The organism is Affinirhizobium capsici (assembly GCF_977018625.1).
Window position 1 is genome coordinate 2075408 of the sequence record NZ_CDRNXD010000004.1, and the last position, 23765, is coordinate 2099172.

The 23765-nt window shown below is 56.2% G+C and carries 14 protein-coding genes and 1 tRNA gene; 6 read left to right on the plus strand and 9 right to left on the minus strand.

Annotated features, from left to right (window positions below):
• Positions 1 to 7: 7 nt before the first annotated feature.
• Complete coding sequence (locus tag AC0JZ1_RS13370) at positions 8 to 1306, plus strand: NAD(P)/FAD-dependent oxidoreductase (protein WP_471882842.1); 1299 nt, start codon at positions 8 to 10, stop codon at positions 1304 to 1306.
• Positions 1307 to 1413: 107 nt separating this feature from the next.
• Here the strand turns inward: AC0JZ1_RS13370 and AC0JZ1_RS13375 are convergent, their stop codons facing one another.
• From AC0JZ1_RS13375 to rirA, 3 genes are all read right to left on the minus strand, one after another.
• Positions 1414 to 2070 carry a TetR/AcrR family transcriptional regulator gene (locus AC0JZ1_RS13375; RefSeq protein ID WP_471882843.1) on the minus strand — a complete coding sequence of 219 codons (657 nt, stop codon included), beginning with the start codon at positions 2068 to 2070 and terminating at the stop codon, positions 1414 to 1416.
• 502 nt (positions 2071 to 2572) lie between these two features.
• Positions 2573 to 3709, minus strand: a complete 1137-nt coding sequence (locus tag AC0JZ1_RS13380) for an AbrB family transcriptional regulator (protein WP_471882844.1) — start codon at positions 3707 to 3709, stop codon at positions 2573 to 2575.
• A 7-nt stretch (positions 3710 to 3716) separates the two neighbouring features.
• On the minus strand, positions 3717 to 4184 hold the full coding sequence (rirA, locus tag AC0JZ1_RS13385; protein ID WP_471882845.1) for an iron-responsive transcriptional regulator RirA: 468 nt from the start codon (positions 4182 to 4184) through the stop codon (positions 3717 to 3719).
• Positions 4185 to 4355: 171 nt separating this feature from the next.
• On the opposite strand from rirA, the gene AC0JZ1_RS13390 reads away from it, so the two are divergent.
• Together AC0JZ1_RS13390 and AC0JZ1_RS13395 are read left to right on the plus strand one after the other, a co-directional pair.
• The gene (locus AC0JZ1_RS13390) at positions 4356 to 5393 is read left to right on the plus strand and encodes a Fe(3+) ABC transporter substrate-binding protein (RefSeq protein WP_471882846.1); all 1038 of its coding nucleotides are present in this window, start codon (positions 4356 to 4358) and stop codon (positions 5391 to 5393) included.
• Between the two features lie 274 nt (positions 5394 to 5667).
• Positions 5668 to 7557: a phosphatase PAP2 family protein gene (locus AC0JZ1_RS13395; RefSeq protein WP_471882847.1), complete on the plus strand. Its 1890-nt coding sequence runs from the start codon at positions 5668 to 5670 to the stop codon at positions 7555 to 7557.
• A gap of 90 nt (positions 7558 to 7647) precedes the next feature.
• On the opposite strand, the gene AC0JZ1_RS13400 is transcribed toward AC0JZ1_RS13395, so the two are convergent.
• Positions 7648 to 9144 carry a CoA-acylating methylmalonate-semialdehyde dehydrogenase gene (locus AC0JZ1_RS13400; RefSeq protein WP_471882848.1) on the minus strand — a complete coding sequence of 499 codons (1497 nt, stop codon included), beginning with the start codon at positions 9142 to 9144 and terminating at the stop codon, positions 7648 to 7650.
• Positions 9145 to 9244: 100 nt separating this feature from the next.
• On the opposite strand from AC0JZ1_RS13400, the gene AC0JZ1_RS13405 reads away from it, so the two are divergent.
• On the plus strand, positions 9245 to 10126 hold the full coding sequence (locus AC0JZ1_RS13405; protein WP_471883447.1) for a LysR family transcriptional regulator: 882 nt from the start codon (positions 9245 to 9247) through the stop codon (positions 10124 to 10126).
• A 25-nt stretch (positions 10127 to 10151) separates the two neighbouring features.
• Here the strand turns inward: AC0JZ1_RS13405 and AC0JZ1_RS13410 are convergent, their stop codons facing one another.
• The 4 genes from AC0JZ1_RS13410 to AC0JZ1_RS13425 form a co-directional block, all read right to left on the minus strand.
• Complete coding sequence (locus AC0JZ1_RS13410) at positions 10152 to 12350, minus strand: methyl-accepting chemotaxis protein (protein WP_471882849.1); 2199 nt, start codon at positions 12348 to 12350, stop codon at positions 10152 to 10154.
• A gap of 190 nt (positions 12351 to 12540) precedes the next feature.
• Positions 12541 to 14343, minus strand: a complete 1803-nt coding sequence (locus AC0JZ1_RS13415) for a methyl-accepting chemotaxis protein (protein WP_471882850.1) — start codon at positions 14341 to 14343, stop codon at positions 12541 to 12543.
• A gap of 358 nt (positions 14344 to 14701) precedes the next feature.
• Positions 14702 to 14778: transfer RNA gene (locus tag AC0JZ1_RS13420), tRNA-His, on the minus strand.
• A 135-nt stretch (positions 14779 to 14913) separates the two neighbouring features.
• Positions 14914 to 15360 carry a phasin gene (locus AC0JZ1_RS13425; protein WP_471882851.1) on the minus strand — a complete coding sequence of 149 codons (447 nt, stop codon included), beginning with the start codon at positions 15358 to 15360 and terminating at the stop codon, positions 14914 to 14916.
• 231 nt (positions 15361 to 15591) lie between these two features.
• Here AC0JZ1_RS13425 and AC0JZ1_RS13430 point away from each other — a divergent pair, with 231 nt between their 5' ends.
• Both AC0JZ1_RS13430 and AC0JZ1_RS13435 read left to right on the plus strand, forming a co-directional pair.
• Positions 15592 to 19722, plus strand: a complete 4131-nt coding sequence (locus AC0JZ1_RS13430; protein WP_471882852.1) for an ATP-binding protein — start codon at positions 15592 to 15594, stop codon at positions 19720 to 19722.
• A gap of 180 nt (positions 19723 to 19902) precedes the next feature.
• Positions 19903 to 21471 carry an ABC transporter permease gene (locus AC0JZ1_RS13435; RefSeq protein ID WP_471883448.1) on the plus strand — a complete coding sequence of 523 codons (1569 nt, stop codon included), beginning with the start codon at positions 19903 to 19905 and terminating at the stop codon, positions 21469 to 21471.
• A 171-nt stretch (positions 21472 to 21642) separates the two neighbouring features.
• Here AC0JZ1_RS13435 and AC0JZ1_RS13440 read toward each other — a convergent pair whose 3' ends face one another.
• Entirely contained in the window at positions 21643 to 23595 is a 1953-nt protein-coding gene (locus AC0JZ1_RS13440; protein WP_471882853.1) for an acetoacetate--CoA ligase, read from the minus strand.
• Between the last annotated feature and the right edge of the window lie 170 nt (positions 23596 to 23765).

Below are 23765 nucleotides of genomic sequence, written 5' to 3' on the forward strand. Positions count from 1 at the left end.
TGTTGTCGTGACCCGCGCTACAAGCAGCAATCCCGGCCATACGGCCTCCTGGTATGCAGCATCCGCTAAGGATCAGCGCGTCCGCCCTTCGCTGGAGGGCGAGACTGATGCGCATGTTTGCGTGATCGGCGCTGGTTTCACCGGCATGTCCGCAGCGCTGGAATTGTGCGAGCGCGGCCACAGCGTGGTGGTACTGGAAGCGGAGCGCATCGGTTTTGGCGCATCGGGCCGCAATGGCGGGCAGATCGTCAACGGCTATAGCCGCGACCTTGCCACCATTGCCAAACGCTACGGGCCGGAGAAGGCTGTCGCGCTCGGTCAGATGTCTCTGGAAGGTGCCGCCATCATTCGCGAGCGGGTGGCACGCTACGACATCGACTGCGATCTTCGCGATGGCGGTTTCTTTGCAGCTTTCACCGAAAAGCAAATCCGGGAAATGGAAACGCACAAGGCTGACTGGGAGCGCTACGGCCATCCGGCTTTGGAGATGGTATCGAGATCGGAGCTCCCGCGCTACGTGAAGACGGACCGCTATGCGGGCGGCATGATCGACCGTTTGGGCGGCCATATTCATCCGCTTAACTTCGTGCTTGGTGAAGCGGCGGCAGTGGAAGCCCTCGGTGGACGCATTTTTGAGCGCTCCCGCGTGCTGGACGTTGAGGAAGGCGCACGATTGACAGTTCGCACCGCCCAAGGCCGCGTGAGTTGCGACTATGTGCTGGTCTGCGGCAATGCCTATCTCTTTCCTCAATTCCCGGAAATCAGCAGTCGCGTCATGCCGGTATCCAGCCAGATCATTGTAACGGAACCGCTCGAGCCCGAGCTTGCAGCCTCGTTGCTTCCCGCCGATTACTGCGTTGAAGATGCCAATTATGTTCTCGATTATTATCGACGCACCGGGGATAACCGCATCCTTTACGGTGGCGGCATCGGCTATGGCGGGAGAGACCCGGCCGATATCGAAGCTGTTATTCGCCCGAAAATGCTGAAGACCTTTCCGCGATTGGAAGGTCGCAGGATCGACTATGCATGGGGCGGCAATTTTGCCCTGACCCTCACCCGCATTCCGCACGTGGGACGGCTTTCAGATCGCATCTATTTCTCGCATGGCGATAGCGGGCACGGCGTGACGACCACGCAGCTGTTGGGCAAAATCCTCGGCGAGGCAGTGAGCGGCCATGCGGGGCGTTTCGATATATGGGCATCACTGCCCAACCTTCCCTTCCCTGGCGGCCAGACATTTCGCGTACCACTGACCCAGCTGGGTGCCTGGTGGTATGGCCTGCGGGATAAGCTCGGATTCTAGAGCATGCGCTTGGAAGTGAAGTAATGCCATCTTCACTGAAAGTGCCATAAGCAGAAAGGCGGGACAAAAATGCCCCGCCTCTAATCATTCTCTCGATGCCAGTCCGTTCAGCAGACGACGAAGCGGGCCAGCTGATGATGGATCGAGACCTTGAAGTCCGAAACGATCTGCGCACCTTCGCGCTCTGGCACCTTGATCGCCAGACGGACCATGCTGACCGTGAGATGACACATGACAAAGGCCGTGCGGCGAAACTCTTCGCGCAGATTTTCTGGCACGAATTGCTCTGAAGCTTCACTGAACATTTCCGAGATCTGACGTGCTTCACTGATATCAATATCGGCCAAGGCCTTATCCGCCTGGATCGCATTGATCAGGTCCTGCACCGGCGGATGGCTGCGCACAAAGCTGGTGTAAAGATCGATCATCATATCGGAAGCAGGTGCAATATCGCTTGGACCAGCAATCCGGCTCAAGCCTTCCGCCAGCATATTGCGAACTTGGCCAATATAGCGATCGTAAAGCGTTGCGATAATCGCTGTCTTGTTCGGGAAATATTGATATACCGACGCAATCGGGCCGCCAGAAAGGCTGGCGATTTCTTTCATGGTCACGGCATCGATGCCTTTTTGGCCGATGAGGTCCATCGCCACTTTCAGGATTTCATCAATGCGTTCGCGGCTGCGTTCCTGCTTGGGAATGCGACGCAAAGCCATTTGCGATCCGATATTGCGCCTTTCAACCATCTGGCTGCTTGCATCCATAATTATATCCCCCTTCCAGCGGCGTGATGCGCACGCTGTGTCTTGCCCGTTCGCCGCCACAGAAATAGCCTATGCTATTCTTAATATCGGCCTTTGCCCATCTCGGCGAGAGGTACAGTATCAACCCCTGTACACACTTGCCGCTGCCCTTACCCAATCTCAACTGACGATAGAAGTTTCTTCAACCATTCGTGAGAACGAGGATCGAATGCGTTTGGGAAAGGTTGGCCCTTTGCTTTGCACCCGACAAAACCGCCCGTACAGATGCAAATCATTACTTTCTCAGTCAAGAAGAAAGCCTTTATGAGGAGAACCCTCGAAATAAGGTCCTTCGTTCCGGAAGTCTAATACCAATTCTTACCAAAGCGCAGTTTTTGTTCGTTATCAGAAGCTCACGTACCGCGAAGCTCAACTCTGTCAGTACTTCATGTTGTACACTTGTTCAACTGCAACAGACAGCAGATATATCAATTTTTGAATACGGTTTTTTGTAGATGATAATTTACCGATCTCTCACCCACGCGATCATAGCGGGCATTAGAAAAGACAAAAATACAAGACGGACAATATGATGTGTTGCCACATAGGCGGGGTCTGCATTGAGAATAACGGCCATGGCGGCCATGGTTTCAAGCCCACCGGGAGCAAAGGCAATCAGTGCTGCGGGCAGCGGAATGTCTAGCCAGGCGGAAACCGCCAGTGACACGAGGATGGAAACAACCCCTGCCACCAGTGTAACGGCTGTGCCGGCAAAGGCTGCCTTGCGCAAATCCGCAAAGCTCACCCCGGAAAAACGAGCGCCGATCATACTGCCAAGCACCACATAGACAGGAAGCTGTACCCAAACCGGAATGGTGCCTTCCACAATACCTGTTACGTGCAGGCTGCTGGAAACAAGCATTCCGCCAACCAGCAAGGCCGCAGGCACACCCCATTTCTGCAATACCAACCCTATTCCAAGCGCAGGCAGTGCCATGGCAAAGACCACGACTGCACTCATGGATTTGATTGCGATAGCCGACATTGCCGGAGCGGGGTCGCTCAGCTCCACGAAAAGCGGCACCAGAAGGGTCAACGCCAGCACCCGCACGCTTTGTACGACGCCTACACTGACGAGATCGCTTTTGACGCCGGCAGCCAGGCTCAGCACATAGCTGAGATGGCCCGGGCAAGAAGCCAACATGGCTGTCATCGCATCATAGCCGAAAGATCGGCGCAGCATAAAGAAAACGAGGAACAGCAAGAAGGCCGACATGGCGATCAGCATCAGGAAGCTCAATGGCCAGGCCCAAGCCGCAGCGATAACTTGCGGTGTGACGCTGGCTCCCATGGAAAGACCAACGGCAAGGAAAGCCACATTGCGAATTGCTATGGGAACAGCGAACCTCAAGCCAGACAGGCTTCCCATGGTGACCAATGCAGCCGGACCAAGGAGAAAGGGGGCCGGAAGGCCAAGCGCTTGTGCGACCCAAGCTCCAAGAAGGCCGAAAGCGGCAGTGAGAATGAGGCTTGGAAAGGCTGCGGGCTTCATCAATTCAATTGGGGCGGCTAAACCGGATAGGCATGCCGCTTCAAATTCGCCGACCCGTTTGAAGAGATCGGCCCATAACAAAACCCCGCCAGACAGGCGGGGCAGCAAATCACTATCAAGCGGGAAGCGCGTTTCTGACGGGTGCGGCCTCTTCCAGACCCAGCAGGAAGTTGATCTGCGGGCGAGCCTTCACCAGATCGTCGATGCTATATTCCGCCAGAACATCGAAGAAGGCATTCAATGCCTTGCGCAATGCCGAATTGAGGCCGCAGCTATCCACCAGCGGACATTCCACGGCACCATCTTCAAAGCATTCCGCCATCGCGAAATTATCTTCTGTCACCTTGACCACGTCGAACAGCGAGATCTTGTCAGCCGCACGACCCAGACGCACACCGCCATTGCGGCCACGAACCGTTTCAATCAGTCCCGCCTTGGTCAAAGGCTGCAGGATTTTGAACAGGAAAAGTTCCGACACACCATAGGCTTTGGCGATTTCTGGAATCCGGCTCAGGCTTCCATCATTGGCGGCGCAGTACATCAGCATCCGCACTGCGTAGTTTGTCTGCTTTGTCAGGCGCATGCCATTCTCCCTGATTCCGTTAGGTTCTTCATATAAGCCCTAGCCAAGTTTTGAACAATTCCAAAATATGAAAATTTTGTTCAGGTAATGGCAGGACTCACAGCGGTGTGAATTGACGCCGACTGGAAATTCATGAATGAGGCAGTCAACATTAACATGGAGGGTATTGGGATGAAATGCGTAAAGACAATGTTGCTCGCAGGTATTGCGGCAGCATTCTCAGTTTCCACAGCGCTGGCAGATGGTGAAGTCAACATCTACTCTTATCGCCAGCCAGAACTGATCAAGCCGTTGCTCGATCGGTTTACCAAGGAAACCGGCATCAAGACCAATGTTCTCTTTCTGGACAAGGGCCTCGTCGAGCGCATCAAGGCCGAAGGCGTCAACTCTCCAGCAGACGTGATTTTGACTGTCGACATCCAGCGCCTGACTGAAGCCAAGGAAGGCGATGTGGTTCAGCCGGTGACCGATAATGCAGTCATTAACAAGGATATTCCGGCGGCTCTGCGCGACGCCGACAATACATGGTTCGGCCTCACAACGCGCGGCCGGGTGGTTTACGCATCGAAGGAGCGCGTTGCGCAGAACGATATTACCTATGAGGAATTGTCTGATCCGAAGTGGAAGGGCAAGATCTGCATTCGCGATGGCCAGCATGCCTATAACCTGGCGCTGTTTGCTTCGATGATCGCGCATCACGGCGCAGAATATACGGAAAAGTGGCTGACCGGCTTGAAGGACAACCTTGCGCGCAAGCCCGATGGCAATGACCGCAGCCAGGCAAAGTCCATCATGGCTGGCGAGTGCGATATCTCGCTCGGCAATACCTATTACGTTGGCCTGATGATGACCAATGACAAGGCGCCGGAAGAGAAGGAATGGGCCAAGGCCATCAAGGTTCTCTTCCCGAATGCAGGTGATCGCGGCACGCATGTGAACGTTTCCGGCATGGCATTGGCGAAGAATGCACCGAACAAGGACAATGCCCTGAAGCTGATGGAATTCCTTGCCTCCGGCGAGGCGCAGAAGATCTACGCGGAACAGGTTTTTGAATATCCGGTCATGCCGGGTGCCGAACCTTCGGCTATTGTAAAGTCCTTCGGCACCATCAAGCCGGATACCCTGCCCCTGACCGAGGTTGCCAAATACCGTAAGCAGGCCTCTGAACTGGTCGATAAGGTAGGCTTCAACGAAGGCCCTTCGAAATAAGGACCGAAATTCAATCACACAATCAGCATTCCACAGCCGGCCCACATGGGCCGGTTTTGTTTTGGCATATCGTCAAAGGCTTTGCGAGAAAATGTCATGTCACTGTCATAGCCAATGCCTAAGGCAACAAAGCTTGTCAGGCGCGAGAGGACGTGAAGACTTCCGCCTTGGCAGTCAATAAGAGCCGATCCCTGTTCTGTGGCGTTGAACGGGGGGGGTATGCCCCGCAGACGAGATGGCGAACCACCTTCAAAAACGCTCCGAAGGAGTTCTCATGTCTATGCCGCGTCTTTCCCAACATATTCGTCGCCCGTTGCTTGCAACCGTTGCCTTGCTGATCGCCAGTTCTACGCTGGCGGCACCGGTGGGCTCTGGCAGTTTTACTGTTCCCGTCCCAGACGTCGCCTATCCACTGCCCGTGGTAGACAATTACAAAGCCCAGGCGGGCGTCAAAGCCGATGGCCAAAAGGTCAATAAGTTTGATCGCGCCGCCAATCCCATCATCCAGATTCTCTCCGGCTTCGATGACATCTGGCAATTGGGTGACGAGCGCTGGGCCAAGGGCGGCGCCAATGGAGACGGCACGGAAGATTACACCAAGGTTAGGGTCGTTTCGCCGCAAATCTGGGCTGCAAATATGCGCTATGTTCTTGACGTGACGGGAGCCGCCCGCACGCCTGCAAACGCCTTGGCTGCCTATTTGGATGACCGCCGTGCGCAGGGCTATTCCGTCATCGACGGCATGGGGCCGCTTGCCGAGACATACCGGCGCGAAGCGGGCGCAAAGACCACCATTCTTCATAGTCTTGCCGATTTCGACCCGAACAAGCCTCTGCCGGAAAAGGAAGATGATCAGGGAACGGAGGCAGGCACAGGCAATCCTTCGCTTCAGGATTTCGTGCGGTTCATGACGGTGATGCGCGGATCGGAAGGTTCGACATCACCATCCAAATATTTCTATGCCTCTCCCCGCCCATGGCGAATGAGTGATCAGGGCGACGTGGTAAAAACCGGCTCTCAGGCCTTCGGCGACAAGGCGATCGACACCTATGAGAGCAATGTGCAGGTGATACCTGCCCTGTTGAGCGCAAGGGAGATACGCCGGGGCAAGGATGGAGCCTTCCCCTCCGGCCACACCAATGCTGCTTATGTTTCAGCCTATGCTTACGCCTATGCGCTGCCGGTTCGGTTTGCCGAACTCATGACGCGCGCTTCGGAACTGGGTGAAAACCGCATCGTCACCGGCATGCATTCGCCGCTGGATGTGATTGGTGGGCGCATTGCAGCCACAGCCATTGCCGCAGCACAACTCAACGATCCCGCGCACAAAGACCTGAAAATGCGTGCGCTCAACAACATGACAGCAACCATGCAAGCCAACCTCCCACAGGGGGAAAGCCTCTACGCGGCGGCGCACACTGGCAAGGATGATCGGTTCGATGATTACTTTGCCAATGCTGCCATCTACCGTCAGCGCATGACCTATGGTCTGCCGCAGGATAAGGCCAAGGCAGGCCAGGAAATGATTGTGCCCAAAGGCGCGGAAGTGCTTTTGGAAACCCGCTTTCCTTACCTCGACGCTGAACAGCGTCGCGTGGTTCTCTACACAACGGGCATCGATAGCGGTTATCCACTGCTCGACAAGAGTAATGGCTGGGGCAGGCTTGATCTGGTTGCCGCTGCCGGTGGTTTCGCTGCCTTTCCTGGCGATGTGACGGTGGACATGCAGGCTGAAAAAGGCGGTTACGCCGCGGAAGATCAATGGCTTCACAATATTTCTGGCAAGGGTATGCTGACCAAGGCTGGTAGCGGAAAGCTGACGCTTGCAGGCCACAACAGCTATGGCGGCGGCACTTTGCTGAACGAGGGAACACTTGTTGCCTCTCATCCCACGTCTCTCGGCCATGGCAGCCTTCAGGTCGATGGCGGAACGCTTGCCCTTTCGCACGAGGGCCTCATCCTGGCCGGTGATGTAACCATCACAGGTGGCACCCTGGAGATCGATATGACCTCTATCAAGGCGGATGAGGCCGTGGAAGCTATCAAGGCGACCGATATCAAGGGACAGTTCGAGCGCGTGGTGTCGACCAAGGGCCAGACCCTTCAAGCGACCTACGATAAAGGCGTGCTGACCGTTCGGCTGCCGACCGCGCAAGCTGGTTAAGCAGACTTCCCCAGAAGAAACAAACCCCGGAAGCAAGACTTCCGGGGTTTGTTTCGATCGATGAGGTCCGCTATGACTTCATCGTCGGCATCACTTCATCGTTGGCATCACAAATTCGGCACCGTCCTTGATGCCAGACGGCCAGCGGCTCGTGACTGTCTTGGTGCGGGTCCAGAACTTGATAGAATCCGTGCCGTGCTGGTTGAGATCGCCGAAGGATGAGGACTTCCAGCCGCCGAAGGAATGGTATGCCAACGGAACCGGGATTGGAACATTGATGCCAACCATGCCGATATTGATGCGGGACGCGAAGTCGCGCGCAGCATCGCCATCGCGGGTGTAGATGGCAACACCGTTGCCGTATTCATGCTTCATCGGCAGATCGAGCGCTTCCTCATAGGTCTTGGCGCGAACGACCGAAAGTACTGGTCCGAAGATTTCGGTCTTGTAGATATCCATGTCAGGCGTAACGTTGTCGAAGAGGCAACCGCCGACAAAGTGGCCGTTTTCATAGCCCTGAAGCTTGAAGTCGCGTCCATCGACCACAAGATTTGCGCCCTGATCCACGCCGCTATTGATGAGGCCGAGGATCTTTTCGCGGGCTTCCTTGGTGACGACCGGGCCCATATCGGCCTTTTCATCTGTATAGGGGCCAATGCGAAGGCTCTCTACCATCGGAGTGAGCTTTTCCACGAGGCGGTTCGCGGTTTCTTCGCCAACCGGCACGGCCACGGAGATCGCCATGCAGCGTTCGCCCGCAGAGCCATAACCAGCACCGATCAGCGCATTGGCTGCCTGATCGAGATCGGCATCCGGCATGATGATCATGTGGTTCTTTGCGCCGCCGAAGCACTGGGCGCGCTTGCCGTTTGCAGCTGCCGTTCCATAGACATAGCGGGCAATCGGCGTGGAGCCGACGAAGGAAACCGCGCTGATGTCCGGATGGGTGAGAATGCCATCGACAGCGGACTTGTCGCCGTTGACGACGTTGAGGATGCCTTCCGGCAGGCCAGCTTCGATCATCAGTTCTGCCAGACGCATCGGCACAGAGGGATCGCGCTCCGAAGGCTTGAGGATGAAGGCATTGCCGCAGGCGATGGCTGGCGCAAACATCCACATGGGGATCATGGCCGGGAAGTTGAACGGCGTGATGCCTGCACCGATGCCGACGGCCTGACGGATCGAGTACATATCAATATTCGGGCCGGCACCTTCGGTAAATTCGCTCTTGGCGAGGTGAGGAATGCCGATGACGAATTCGCAGACTTCAAGGCCACGAATGATATCGCCCTTCGAATCTTCGACCGTCTTGCCGTGCTCCTTGGAGAGCATCACGGCCAGCTCATCCATGTTGTCATTGAGAAGCTGGACGAACTTCATGAACACGCGGGCGCGGCGCTGTGGGTTGGTGGCGGCCCATTTCGGCTGTGCAGCCTTGGCGCTTTCCACGGCTGCATTCAGTTCCTCGGCGCTGGCCAGCGCCACTTCGCCCTGCGCTTCACCTGTTGCCGGGTTGAAAATCGGCTGACTGCGGCCAGACGTGCCTGCAACGCGCTTGCCGTTGATGAAATGCCCGATCTGATACATGGGGTTCCTCCATTGTTGTGGCGGCAGTATGCGCTTTCATTTGCACAAGACAACAGCATGATTTACGCATCCATTGTGCAAAAATTAAAGCGTGAGCGAAATGGACTGGGATAATGTGCGCGTGTTTCTGGCAGTGGCACGCGAGGGTCAATTGCTGTCAGCGGCACGAAGACTGGGCGTGAACCATGCCACCTTGGGGCGGCGTTTGAGTGCATTGGAAAGCGATCTTCGCACCCGCCTGATGATCCGCAAGCCCAGCGGCTGCGAGTTGACGGCGGAAGGCCATGCCTTTCTTGCATCAGCAGAACGCATGGAGGCGGAAATGCTGGCCGCCCAGGCGCGCACCGGCAAGCTGGATGCGCCCGTGGAAGGCACGGTGCGCATTGGCGCACCGGATGGCTTTGGTGTGTCTTTTCTCGCACCGCGCCTTGGAAAGCTTCTGGAGCGGCATCCGCATTTGCGCATTCAGCTGGTGCCGGTTCCGCGATCCTTCTCCCTGTCACAGCGCGAAGCCGATATTGCCGTGACGGTGGAGCAACCGAGCCAAGGCCGTCTCATCTGTTCACGACTGACGGATTATACCCTCGGGCTCTATGCTTCCAGCGATTACATTGCCAGCAGGGGCAGCCCGCGCGATATTGATGAACTGCGCCACCATCCGCGCATTGGCTATGTGGATGACCTCATTTTCTCGCCCTCGCTCAATTATACAGGCGAAATCATGCGCAACTGGGATGCAGCCTTCGAGGTATCGAGCGCGATTGGCCAGACGGAGGCAGTGCGCTCCGGTGCAGGCGTTGGAATTCTACACAATTATATTGCGCGCCAATCACCCGATCTTCAGCGCGTGCTGCCGGAACTTTCCATCCGCCGCGCTTATTGGACGAATTACCACGAAAGCCTGCGGGATCTGGTGCGTATCCGAACGGTGGTGGATTACTTGAGCGAATGCGTGAAAGCCGAACGCAGCATTTTTGAGTAGATGCTGCGCTCTGCCGTCCGCACTTTCAAGCATACCGTCGCACGGCGGCTGTGGATTGACCGCCAGCCAAGTGTGACTGTTCAAGCTTGAATTGAGAAATCAGGCTTTCCAGCGTGTTGCTTTCACGGGCAAGGCCAGCGCCTGCCGCATTCATCTGCTCTACCATGGCTGCGTTCTGCTGCGTGGTGTGGTCCATCTGGTTAACCGCACTGCTGATTTCCGCCAACCCGGATGATTGCTCCTGCGCGGCACCGGCTATGGCCTCCATGTGAGCGTTGACCGAAACGATGAGTTCCGCGATGCTTTCAAGGCCGCTGCCCGTATCGGAAACCAGCCGTACGCCTTCAGCCACCGCTACTTCCGAGTTGTTGATCAGGGTCTTGATTTCACGCGCTGCATTGGCGGAACGCTGTGCCAGTTCCCGCACTTCCTGTGCCACGACTGCGAAACCCTTACCCGCCTCGCCCGCACGCGCGGCTTCCACGCCTGCATTGAGCGCAAGCAGATTGGTTTGGAATGCGATCTCATCGATGACGGAAATGATCTGGCCGATCTGACGCGACGCCTGGTCGATCCGCTCCATGGCAACCACTGCTTCGCGCACGACTTCACCAGACTTGCCAGCCTGCATCTGAGCATCGCGCGTCACACTGCTGGCTTCATTGGACCGCCGGGATGTGGCCGAAACGTTGGAGGTGATTTGCTCAAGTGCCGCGGCTGTTTCCTCAAGTGAGGCCGCCTGCTGTTCCGTACGGCGCGAAAGATCATCGGAGGCGGCGGATATTTCGGAAGCACCACCGCTGACAGAAGCAACAGACTGGCGGACAGTCAACAGGGTTTGGCGTAACTGGCTGACAGAGCGATTGAAATCCGAACGCAGAGCTTCAAATTGCGGGGCGAAGGCTTCATGGATTTCACAGCTCATGTCCCCGGATGCCAAAGCACGCAGAGCAGCAGCCAAAGAACCGGTTGCGCGGTTGAGCCGCTCCTCAGCCTCTGCCTCGGCATGTCTTTGCGCCTCGATCCGGTCGCTCTCGGCACGAGCCCGAGCGGCATCCGCTTCCGATTCCAGCTGCGCGTTGCGAATGGCATTTTGACGGAAAACCTCAACGGCGCGCGCCATATCGCCGATTTCATCTTTGCGATTGCCATCCGTGCCAGTTGTTTCCAGATGACCTTCGGCCAAGCGCCCCATGGCGCCAACCATCGCCTTGATCGGCGAGGAGATTGTCATGGCCATATAGGCACACAACACAATCATCAGGAGGCCGCCACAAACGCAGAGGATCAGCACCGTCGTCAAGCTCGAAAAGGCATTAGAGGCATCGGCCTGCGCACGCGCTGCAATATGCGCAAGGCTCTTGTCCTCCAGCGCTTTCATCGCATCAATGCGCTGTGAGGTCAGAGAAAACCAGGTCTTGGCGTTGAGGTCTGCAAGATTGGCGGCATTGCCATCGCCCGCAATCCTGGCTCGGAGCGCGCGAATGTCTTCAAGGGCGGGCACCTGCAAGCTTGCAGCATAATCTGCCTTGCGCGCATCATCTTGGCCATTGAGGAAGCTTGCCAATAGTGCATCTTGGGCACCACCCATTTGCACAAATGCTACCAGACGTGCGGGATCAACTTTTCCAGCCGCAATGAAGCCATTGCCCGTGCCACGCTCCTGTCCCGCAATTTCCTTGGCGGCCATGAGCTGCGTGTAAGCAGTCATTTCCGGTGCCAGTGTCGAACTGCTGTCCAGTTCGACAAACTCACTCGCAGCACCCATGAGATCGGCAATCAGGCCGCTATAGAATTCGAAAGATTGCTTGCCCGGAACAGAGAGAGCATCAATTTTCGAGCGGAAACCCTGGAGCTCACTGAGTTTCGTGCGAACATCTGCGACTTCTTTGCTGAGACCTGCCTGACCAAGCGTGTCTGCCGCGTCATAAACATCGGGCATTGCCTGCAAGGCCTTGTCCGCTGCCTGCCGCGCGGCTGTCACTTCGGTCGCACCCGCCTTCCCTTGCGAGGTAATGAAGCCTGCCGTCTGCCCGCGTTCAACCTGGATCGAATGAACCACACCGGCGAGCTTTGTCAGATCGTCGCTGATCGCAACAACCACGTTCATGCGCTGGTAGGAGCTCCGGAAATCAACAACCTGGAGAGATGCCAGGTAGATCATGGCGCAAAGCGGTGGGAGAACAGCCATCCACAGCCGCTTCGATATGGCAATATTAGTCATAGTTAGAAACTTCTCTCTTCTCAGCCTGAAGCTGTGTTCAAAGCGAGAGTAAACAATCAATATACACAATTCCTAAATAACAGATGCCAATTCCTACCCTTGAGAAGTAGCATCAGGCCCAAATTTGCACACCCACCCGGTTCTCGGATGGGTCGTCGTTCACTCGTGCTCAGATCATAGGCCCTGTCGTTCAGGCAGCTCTTCGGCCGAGCGATGAGGGTGGCTCGAGCACGAAGGCGGACACCAGCTCTTGAAGCTTTCCCGACTCCTGGAACAGAGAGGAAGTTGCAGCCGTTGCCTCTTCAGCCATGGCCGCGTTTCTCTGTGTCGTCTGATCCATATGGTTCACGGCGATATTGACCTCCTTCAGTCCGAGGGACTGTTCATTGGAGGACAGAGCAATTGATTCGACATGCGCGTTGATCTGTACGATCAACTCCCCAATCGTCTTCAGCGCGCCGCCTGTTTCTCGCACCAATTGGACGCCACTTTCCACCTCGACAACCGAGTTGTGGATCAAGGCTTTTATTTCCTTTGCAGCGTGAGCGGATCGTTGCGCCAACTCCCTTACTTCCTGAGCCACGACAGCAAAACCTTTTCCTGCCTCTCCTGCACGGGCCGCTTCAACCCCGGCATTAAGCGCCAGAAGATTGGTCTGGAAGGCTATCTCATCGATAACACCGATGATGTTGGAAATCTGCGCAGAGCTTTGCTCGATACGGCGCATTGCTTCCTCCGCATTGGCAACAACACCGGCAGAAACGGTGGCAGAACTATTCGCCTGATTAGCAACCAGCCGTGCTTCCTTGCTCAAATGGGCGGACTGAGAAACATTCGTGGTAATCTCTTCAAGCGCCGCGGCTGTTTCCTCCAGGGCCGATGCCTGCTGTTCCGTCCTCCTGGAGAAGTCGTTTGCGCTTTCTGCGATTTCTTTCGTGGAGTTGTTCATGGTTTGCACAGCCTGCGAGACCTGGGACAGGACACGACCGAGCTGGGTAACCGAGACATTGAAATCATGGCGCAAAGGCTCGAAATCAGGAGCGAAGGCCTCGTTCAGCTGCGTGCTGAGATCGCCGGCTGCCAGCTTTTGCAAGCCAGCGGCCAATCCTGATGTGGCGATACGCAAACGTTCAGCAGCATCCTCCTCGGCGCGGCGCTGCATCTCGATCCGTTCGGCCTCAGAGCGAAGGCGGCTCTCCTGCGCCTCACGCTCCAGTTCTCGGTTGCGAAGGCCAGCATTGCGGAAAACTTCCAGTGCTTTTGCGATGGCACCGATTTCATCCCTGTTCTTCAGGAAGGGAACCGTCAGCGAAAGATTTCCTTGCGCTATCTCCGACATACAGTTTGTGATGAAACGCAGTGGACCGGTGACCCCTTTGAGGATGACCCGCACTGCCACGGCGACCACAACAAGAGCCACAACGGTAAAGCCGAGCAGCAGGTCCAAGGTCCACTCAGCCTTCGCTTCGGCTTTATCAAACTCAGCATGCCCGACACGCACCTGCAATTCAACCAGCTTGGCAATATGTTCTGTTATGGGATCGATTGCTCGGTAAAGCTTGGTATTGATGAATGACTGCAGGGCTACTTGATCGTGCTTGTCGAAGATGGTCGCCAGTTCCTTGATGGGCTCCCGTCCGCTACTGATGTCAGCTTGAGTTTCGAGGGCCAGCTTCTTTTCCTCATCGGTCAGATAGGTGGCGAGATACTGCTTCCAAAGCTCTTCAGACTTGGTCAGAGCTTGCTCCAGTGATTTCTTGCCGTTCTCCCAACTTGTGGAACCCGCATTCACCTTCTGTGAAGTATCGACGATGTTGACCGCATAGAGATCGCCTATCATTTTCAGGTCTCTGGCTGGAATCAATCGGTCGGTCACGATTGTCGACATGGAGCCGCGCATGACTTCAAGCACAGAGAAAGTGGACAAAATCGACGCAAAAAGAAGCAACGCGAGCGAAAAAGTTGTCGCGGTCAACTTGTGGGAAATCTTCACGGCAAAGCCTCCTATTTGTCTCCAAAATTGAGGCTGTATTGCTAATTGATCCTTACCGCATCACTGCAAGATTAAGGAGAAATAGTTATAGCGATTTCCTGCTATACTAATGTAGAAAAATTTTAAGGAATGCTTGCCTAGCCGTCTCTGAAGCAACCCGAGTTACTCTTGAGCAGAGGATATTTGCATCCGTCGGAAAAGGCTTGTTGCCATTGGGAGCGTGTCAAAGGAGGCGGAGCGCTCCGACACACTATTCATGGCGAGCTCCTGCGCAGCAGTTTTTTCTCAAATCATGGATCCTGGTCGGCCTATGCTGCCAAACCAAGTCGAAAGTCGCGCATCGAAGGAATGAGAAAAATGGTACGGTTGAGTGGAGTTGAACCACCGACCTCAGGTGCCACAAACCTGCGCTCTAACCAACTGAGCTACAACCGCACATGACATGGCCGGTTGCCCGGCGTCGTCTAGGGCGTGACATAAGAGAATTGCTTTTTTTTTGCAAGTCCCTTCCCGCCCCTTAATGAAAAAAGGCCGGGCAAAACCCGGCCCATCCTTGGGAGGATTTAACTTTTAGACCGTCTTGAAAGTCGACATGACCTTCTCAGCGGCATCCTTGCCTGGCTTGGAAACCTCTTCGGACACCTTGCGGGCAGCTTCCTGCATGGCCTTGGCCTGCTCGACTGCCACTTCCGCCTGCTTACGCACGAACGAAGTTTGCAGTTCGATCAGCTCGGACACGGACTTTACACCCAGAAGCGCTTCCATGTGGGAAAGCGACAAGTCAGCAGAGGTGCGCATGGCACCAATTGCCTTCAGGCCCAGCTCAACAGAGCCAGCATGTGCCGTCTGCACAGTTGTTTCCACAACCTTGCTAGCCTCTTCAGCGGCTTCCTTCATCTTGGAAAAAGCCTCACGGGACTGGGAGGCGCCCTTTTCCGCAAAGTCGCGCAGACCTTCAGTCATGCGGCTCGGGTCAAAGGCAGAGAACGAGAAAACGTCATCAGTTCTGTATGCCATGTCATCCATCCTTATCGAGTTAGACCTCAATCGAGGCTCCATGACCTCTATATAGGCGATCTCGTTGTGCATTGCAACATTATTGTGCGATGCAACATACAATTTTACAGGTTAACCCTGTTGAGGAGAATAACTCCTCCGCGAGTGGACCGAATGGGGGCTGGGAAGTTACTAACAATGTGTTAACCTCACTTCGGAATGAACTCCGAAGGGTCCCTGTCTAGGAAGCCGATGTCCGCTGTGCAGTATCCGTTCGTCGATATCGCTATTCATGAGAGAGTGCGTGAGCAGTTTGCCGCAGGCAAAGCGCTTGTTTTGTTCAGCCCGGACATGAAGGACGTGCTGTGGGCAAATGGTCGCGGCGCACGGCTCTTCCGCGCGGCCACGATTTACGATCTCATGGATCGTGGCGTCCCTGCCAGCGATATCACCTTCCGCCAGACAAAGGCTGCCGCGCGCGCACTGCGCCAAACCGGAGACAGTGCTGGTCTTTCCGTGCGCATCACCTCTGGGTTCGAGCGTATCTCCGCCCGTGCGCAAGTGGAATTGATCGATCTGCCGAATGCGCAAGCTGCTATCCTGCTCAGCGTGCCTGACGCTAACGAAGAGGCCGCAATGGCGGATTTCGCCGCTCGCATGCTGGAAGGCTTCGACGACCCGAATACGCATATGGCCGTGATGGGCGAAAACGCCGATTTGATTGCTTCCTCGCCGGATTTTGACCGTCTTCGACTTAATTCCGCCGCCCGCCTGGCCATGGTTGAGGCACTGGAGCGCGTGCCTGAGCGTATCGTCAAGCGCTTGCTCAAGACAGGCCTTGGCAATCTGCCCTGTGCACTCGCACGTCTGACTGACCAGCCTGCAAGGTATCTTCTGTTCATCGTCCAACCGCAGACGGATGAGAGCGTTGAAATCATGCCGGAGCCGGAATCGGACGTGGCTCCGCAGGGGTCGGATGCCGATCCTTCTTCGCAAGCGCCTGAAGAGCCAAAGACGGAGAATGATGTAGACGTTCATTCCACATCGCCGGAAAGCGCATTCGATCAAGCTCTCACAGCCATTGCCGACATTGATGAACTGGAAGAGCAGGTTGAAGAAGACCCTGATTTCACCGAGGTAGCCTTAAAGGCTGTCGACGATATAACTGATAATCCCGCGCCCGATGCGGATATTCAGGAGGCTGTGAAGGAGCAGCCGCGCGCGCCTGCCGTTGTGCGTCGGGAGCCTGATAATGATGAGCTCGTGCCTGCCGATGAGGCACCAGCCTCAGTGACAACGAGAGAAGGTTTCCCCTTTGAGCGCAGGCGCGATACGCGTGCGACGCGTTTCGTCTGGAAAATCGATGCGGATGGAAACTTCAGCGAGATTTCGTCTGAGCTTGCCAATGCCGTTGGCCCCCACGCAGCTGAAGTCACCGGACTTTCCTTCGGCGATGTCGCCGCTCTTTTCAATCTGGACCCTGAAGGCCGCATCACGGAGCTTCTGAACCGTCGCGATACCTGGTCTGGCAAAACAATCTGGTGGCCGATCGAGGGTACATCGCTGATTGTGCCGATTGATCTTGCAGCCTTGCCAACTTACTCCCGCAGCCGGGAATTCGATGGCTTCCGTGGGTTCGGCATTATTCGTCTTGCCGATGCCAAGGAAGACCCCTTGGGGCTGGGACTGACCCTGGTCTCAGAGGCTGAAGAAGAGGAATACATTTCCGACGACAGCGACGAAGCCAATTTTGTCACCTTCGAAGATGGCGAGACCAAAGCGCCGGAGGTCGAGGCTGCGCCTTTAGCAAGCGAGGCTGAAGTAGGAGCCGAGGCCGGATTTGCCGATGAGCCTTCGCCCCATCTTTCCGAAGGCTTGGAAGAAGCTTCGGAAGACGAGCCGCAGATTACCGAAGTCGAGGAGCCTTCGGAGGAAGAGACCGAGATTGCAACGGCTTCATCCGATGAGGACGAGGAGCTGGAACCCGTCACGGCGGAAGAGGTCGATGCCTTCTACGCAGAATTGGACGGCATGGACCTTGAAGATGCGGCCGACCTGGATGCGACTGTAGACTATGAGGCTGAGCAGGACGCAGCCTCGAATGAGGACGTGACCGACGAGGAAAACACCGAAAGGCTGACCGAGGTTGAGACCGAGGCATCCGGTGATGACGTGACGGCAGCGGCTACAGATGTTCAGGCGGACGACGCCGAAAGCACAATGGCTGGCGAGACCGAAGCGGACCGAAACGAACCAATGCCGCTTCCTGCTTTCGAAAAGCCAGTGCTGCGGATCGTTGAGAATCCGGGGCAACGCCACTCCGATAAAGTGGTACGCTTCGATGAGCGTCGTTTGCGCACGGGCGACCGGTTGACCCCTGGGGAACAGGCCGCCTTTCAGGAGATTGCGCGGCGTCTGGAAGCATTCCGACGCGGGGAAGAAAGTGCTAAATCGCAAAGACCGGCCGAGACCTCTGGGCCGCTGAAGACAGCGCCGGAAGCGGTAGCGGACGAGGTTTCTGCCGAGACCGTTAAGCCGGCCGGTTCCCTGCTTCACATTGGCCTTGAGGCCGACGATGACCAGAATGCTGTGAGCGAGGCTGAATTGGCCTCAGAGCATGAGCACGCGCAAGACGAGGTTTCGGAAACTGGCGAGGCAGAGGAAATCCCAGCCGTTGAAAGCCAGGAACTGACGCAAGCCGAAGATGACGCGCCTTTTGTTGAAAGCGACAGTGACGCAGTCGACGAAGATCAAGAGGCGGCTGTCGATCATTCTGGCGAGCAGGAAGAGGTGAGCCTAGAGGCAGAAGCTGAAGCTGATGAGGAGCCGATCACGCTCGCTCAGGCCTATGCAGAATCCGGCCTGCTTCGTCCCCGGCCGCAGCTTTCGGCTGACATCATCGATCAAATGCCCGTCGCGCTTCTGGTGCATAGTGGGGACGAATTGATCCACGCGAATGCAGAATTCCTGCGGCTGACCGGCTACGATTCCCTGGAGCAGTTGGGCGAAGTGGGTGGGCTCGATGCCCTGTTGCAGCGTCACGAACTGGATGACAAGACGTCTGAAGCGGGCGGCATGGTTGTTGTTCGTGCCGATGATGTCATTGTTCCAGTCACGGCCCGCCTGCAATCCGTGCGCTATGACGATGGTTCGGCGCTGATTTTGGCACTCATGCCAAATGTTACTGATCCGGACGCCGCCAAGGTCGAGCCCTCACCGGAGGCCCTTGCTGAACAGCAGGCGCAGGCCGACGAGGTCAATCGCTTGAGTGTAGAAGTGGAGGAATTGCGCGCCATTCTGGATACTGCGACGGACGGCGTCGTGACGCTGGGATCCGAAGGTGACATTCGCTCCATGAACCGGGCGGCAAGCGCACTCTTCAACTATGACAATGCCGAAACCATCGGCAAACCCTTCGTGATGCTCTTTGCCCATGAAAGCCAGAAATCCGTTCTCGATTATTTGAGCGGCCTCACCGGCTTTGGCGTGGCTAGCCTTCTCAACGACGGGCGGGAAGTGATCGGTCGCGAATCCAGCGGCGGCTTCGTGCCTCTGTTCATGACCATCGGCAAGCTGACCTCTTCCAACGGCTTCTGCGCCGTCATTCGGGATGTGACCCAGTGGAAGCGCACTGAAGACGAGTTGCGCAATGCCAAGCGTGCGGCAGAAACCGCCAGCGCTCACAAGACGGATTTCCTGGCGCATGTGAGCCATGAAATCCGTACACCACTCAACGCCATCATAGGGTTTGCCGATATGATGGCGACGGAACGCCTCGGTCCCATAGGCCATTCCCGCTACGTGGAATACGCCAATGATATTGGTCGTTCAGGTCGGCATGTTCTCGATATCGTCAACGATCTTCTGGATATTTCGAAGATCGAAGCCGGTGAGATGGATCTGGATTTTGCCTCCGTCGGCATCAACGACACCATTGCAGAAGCCGTTTCCCTGCTGCAGCCACAGGCCAATACGCAGCGTGTCATCATTCGCACGGCCCTTAGCCAGTCCGTTCCACCCGTGGTGGCCGATCTTCGCTCCATCAAGCAGATCGTGCTCAACATCCTCTCCAATGCCATTCGCTTCACGCCTTCCGGCGGGCAAATCGTGGTCTCCACCAGCTATGAAAGCAATGGCAGCGTGGTACTGCGCGTGCGGGATACAGGCATTGGCATGACACGTTCAGAGCTGGAATTAGCTATGAAGCCGTTTCGTCAGGTGGCAGGTGCCTCACGCAAGCGTGGGGACGGCACAGGCCTCGGTCTGCCACTGACAAAAGCCATGGTGGATGCGAACCGCGCTGTCTTCTCCATCCATTCCGCCCCGAATGAGGGAACACTGGTGGAGGTGACCTTCCCCTCACCGCGCGTTCTGGCTGATTAAGTTCAACGAAATCGTTCAGACGGCTATTGGCTTTTGCCGGCGATGTTGTAGGGCTGACGCTGAAATTCAAGAACAAAGGATGCCGGTTTGCCTCAAGCCAGCCTCGCTCTGAAACATGCGGCGCGTGCGGAAACCCGCACGCTCTCAGCAATTGCCGTATTGATTGCCGCGATTGCCGCCATGCCGGTGGCAGCGGTCATATGGATTGCATTTTCGGGCGGCTCTGAAACCATGAGCCATGTGCTGGTAAATGTGCTGCCGCGGGCAGCAACACGCACAGTTCTGCTGGTGGCGTTCACCGGCCTGGTCACCTGTGTTTTCGGCATTGCCACAGCATGGCTCGTTACCACATTCCAGTTTCCGTTTCGCCGCCTGCTTTCAGTCGCGCTCGTATTGCCGCTGGCCATCCCCTCCTATATCGCAGCCTACACCTTCGTGGAATTTCTGGATTATACGGGCCCCGTTCAAACGCTGTTGCGTGATATGTTCGGCTTCAAGACCATCCGCGATTACTGGTTCCCGGACATTCGCTCGCTCGGTGGCGCGGTTTTGATCATGTCCAGCGTACTTTACCCTTACGTCTACCTCGCCTGCCGCTCGACCTTCCTTATGCAAGGCCGCGCCGCTGGAGATGTGGCCCGCACGCTTGGGTCCGGCCTGTGGCGAACGCTCTGGCGCATTCAATTGCCCATGGCACGCCCGGCCATCATGATCGGTCTCACTTTGGTGGCGATGGAAACGCTGAACGATATCGGAGCGGTGGAATATCTCGGCGTCAATACGATCACCTTCTCGATCTATGATAGCTGGCTGAACCGTGGCAGCCTTGCGGGCGCAGCTCAATTGGCGCTTATTCTACTGGTCTTCGTCGCATTGTTGATCTGGGTGGAACGCATGGCGCGCAGGCGTCAGCGCTTTGTCGCCAATCGCACCACGGCAAGCGTAAATGATCATGTCCGCCGCCCCCTGCAAGGCTTGAAGGGTGCGGCAGCGGCATTGGTTTGCATCGTGCCTGTCGCAATCGGTTTTCTTCTGCCGTTTCTCATGTTGGTTCATTATGCCAGCAAACGCTTGTATCTTTTCTCCGATGAGCGATTGTGGAAAGCAATTGGCCATAGCGTCACTGTTTCAGGCTCCGCAGCGTTCGCTACTGTCCTGATCGGCTTTGCGCTGGCTTATGCCAATCGCGGCCATACGGGCCGCACCACCCGTGTGGCGGGGCGCATTGCATCTCTCGGCTATGGCATGCCGGGCACTGTGCTGGCGATCGGCGTTTTATTTCCACTGGCCGCTTTCGATAACGCACTGGATGCATTTCTCCGGCAGCACTTTGCCATCTCGACCGGCCTCATCCTCTCCGGTACTGGCTTTGCCATTTTTTATGCGTGCAGCACGCGCTTTCTCACCATGGCAGAAGGAACGGTGGATGCCGGCTTCCACAAGCTTTCGCCGCACCTCGACATGGCGGCTCGCACGTTGGGGCGTAACCGGCTTCAGACCCTCATCTTCGTTCTCTTGCCGAATATGCGCCCTGCCCTGCTGACGGCGGCCCTCTTCGTTTTCGTGGAAACCATGAAGGAGCTATCAGCTACCATTCTTTTGCGACCCTTCAACTTCAACACTTTGGCCACGCTGATCTACGAAGACGCCTCACGCGCACAGGTGGAAGACGCATCTGTTGCAGCACTGATCATCGTACTTGTCGGGCTTGTGCCAGTGCTGTTCGTCTCACGCACTATGGAGCGTTGAACGGCAAGCAAAAGAAAAGGCAGCCGAAGCTGCCCTCAAGGTCATGCTGATAGATTTTGTCCAGAGTTGAGCCACTAAACGAAGTTCGTTCTTGTCTCTGCCTTCGCATCCTCATACGCTCAACTTAAAAACCAGTTAAGAATATGAGCATATATAACATTTCTCCTATTCTTATTGCTGAAGCTCCGGAAGATTGGCAAACAGTTCCAACGCCTCGGCATTGGCAAGCGCTTCTTTATTCTTGACCGGACGGTTGTGGACCACCTCCCGCACAGCAAGCTCAACAATCTTTCCGGATTTAGTACGGGGAATATCGTTGACGGCAATGATGCGGGCAGGCACATGACGCGGTGTGCAGCCACTGCGGATTTTCGTCTTGATGGCCGAAGTCAAAGCCTCATCCAGCACCTTGCCTTCCGCCAGCCGCACGAAAAGCACCACGCGCACGTCATCCTCCCAATCCTGGCCAATGCAGATGGCTTCGAGAACCTCCGGCATCTGCTCGACCTGATTATAGATTTCTGCTGTCCCGATGCGCACACCGCCCGGATTAAGCGTGGCATCCGAGCGTCCGTGAATCACGAGCCCGCCATGGGCGGTCCATTCAGCAAAATCGCCATGGCACCAGACATTGTCGAACCGCTCGAAATAGGCGGCACGATATTTGGCACCATCCGCGTCGTTCCAGAACATGACCGGCATGGAAGGGAAGGCTTTGGTGCAAACCAGTTCACCCTTTTCGCCGCGCACAGGTTGACCCTCGTCATTCCACACATCGACAGCAAGACCGAGACCCGGCCCCTGGATTTCGCCGCGCCACACGGGTTTCAGCGGATTTCCCAGCACAAAGCACGAGACGATATCTGTTCCACCGGAAATTGAGGCGAGATGCACATCCTTCTTGATGCCCTCATAGACGAAGCTGAACCCCTCCGGGGAAAGCGGCGAGCCCGTGGAAGTGATAAGCCTGAGCGCGCTCAGATCATGCGAGCGGATCGGCTCGAAGCCGCCTTTGCGCACGGCATCGATATATTTGGCAGAGGTGCCGAAGATTGCAAAACGCTCCTTCTGCGCATAATCGAACAGCACATTGCCGTCCGGCGCAAATGGCGAACCATCGTAAAGGCAGAGTGTCGCGCCAGCCGCCAGACCGGAAGCCAGCCAGTTCCACATCATCCAGCCGCAGGTGGTAAAATAGAACAGGCGATCACCCGGCTGCACGCCGCAATGCAAGACATGCTCTTTCAGATGCTGCAACAGCACGCCACCAGCGGAATGCACGATGCATTTTGGAACGCCCGTCGTGCCAGAGGAAAAAAGAATATAGAGCGGGTGCGCGAAGGGAAGTTGAACGAACTCGAGCGGAGCTGCCGAGAAAGGCGCGATGAACGCTTCCAGCACTTTTCCATGGTCAAGCGAGGCCGCCAGTGCTTGCGCATCACCCGCATAGGGAACGATAATCACCGGCACTTTCAAGTCCGCCACAACATCGCGAACCTTGTCCGCTACATCCTGACGCTTGCCGTTATACCAATAGCCATCGCAGGTGATAAACAGCTTCGGCTCGATCTGGCCGAAACGATCCAGAACACCCTGCCTGCCAAAATCCGGCGAGCAGGAAGACCAGATAGCCCCAATGGATGCGGCAGCCAGCATGAAGGCCATGGTTTCCGGCAGGTTCGGCATCATGGCGGCGATGCGGTCACCCTCGCCAATTCCCTGCGCGCGCAGGGCCTGCTGCAAACGGGAGACCTTTTCGCGTAGCTCATCCCAAGTCCAGCGATAGGACACTTTGTCCTCACTCTGGAAAATCAACGCATCATCCGAGCCACTGCGCCGTAACAGATTTTCTGCAAAGTTCAGCTTCGCATCGGGGAAGAAACGGGCCTTCAGCATGATGTCGCCATCAACCAGCGCACGCTCGCCTTTTTCGCCGCGCACCTCAAAGTAGTCCCAGATGGCTGTCCAGAATTCGGCCCGATTTTCGATGGACCACGCATGCAGGAGATCAGAATCGCCAAAGGCCTGTCCGGTGCGACCGCTTAACCACGTCATGAACCGTGTGAGCGGAGCGTGTGCACACTGTTCGACAGAAGGGACCCAAAGCGGCATTTCGGCATTCATCGACAGTCCTCCAACCCTGATTGCTCAGCTATAGCATGTTGCAATGCCAGATAAAGAGCGCACCAATCTCTCGCATTTGCAAGAAGGAGTTATTTCAGTTAGAGCCAAACCGCGAATACACACACAGGCCTTCGCTCAGCGATCCTAGATCTGTCAGCGTCCCAACAGCG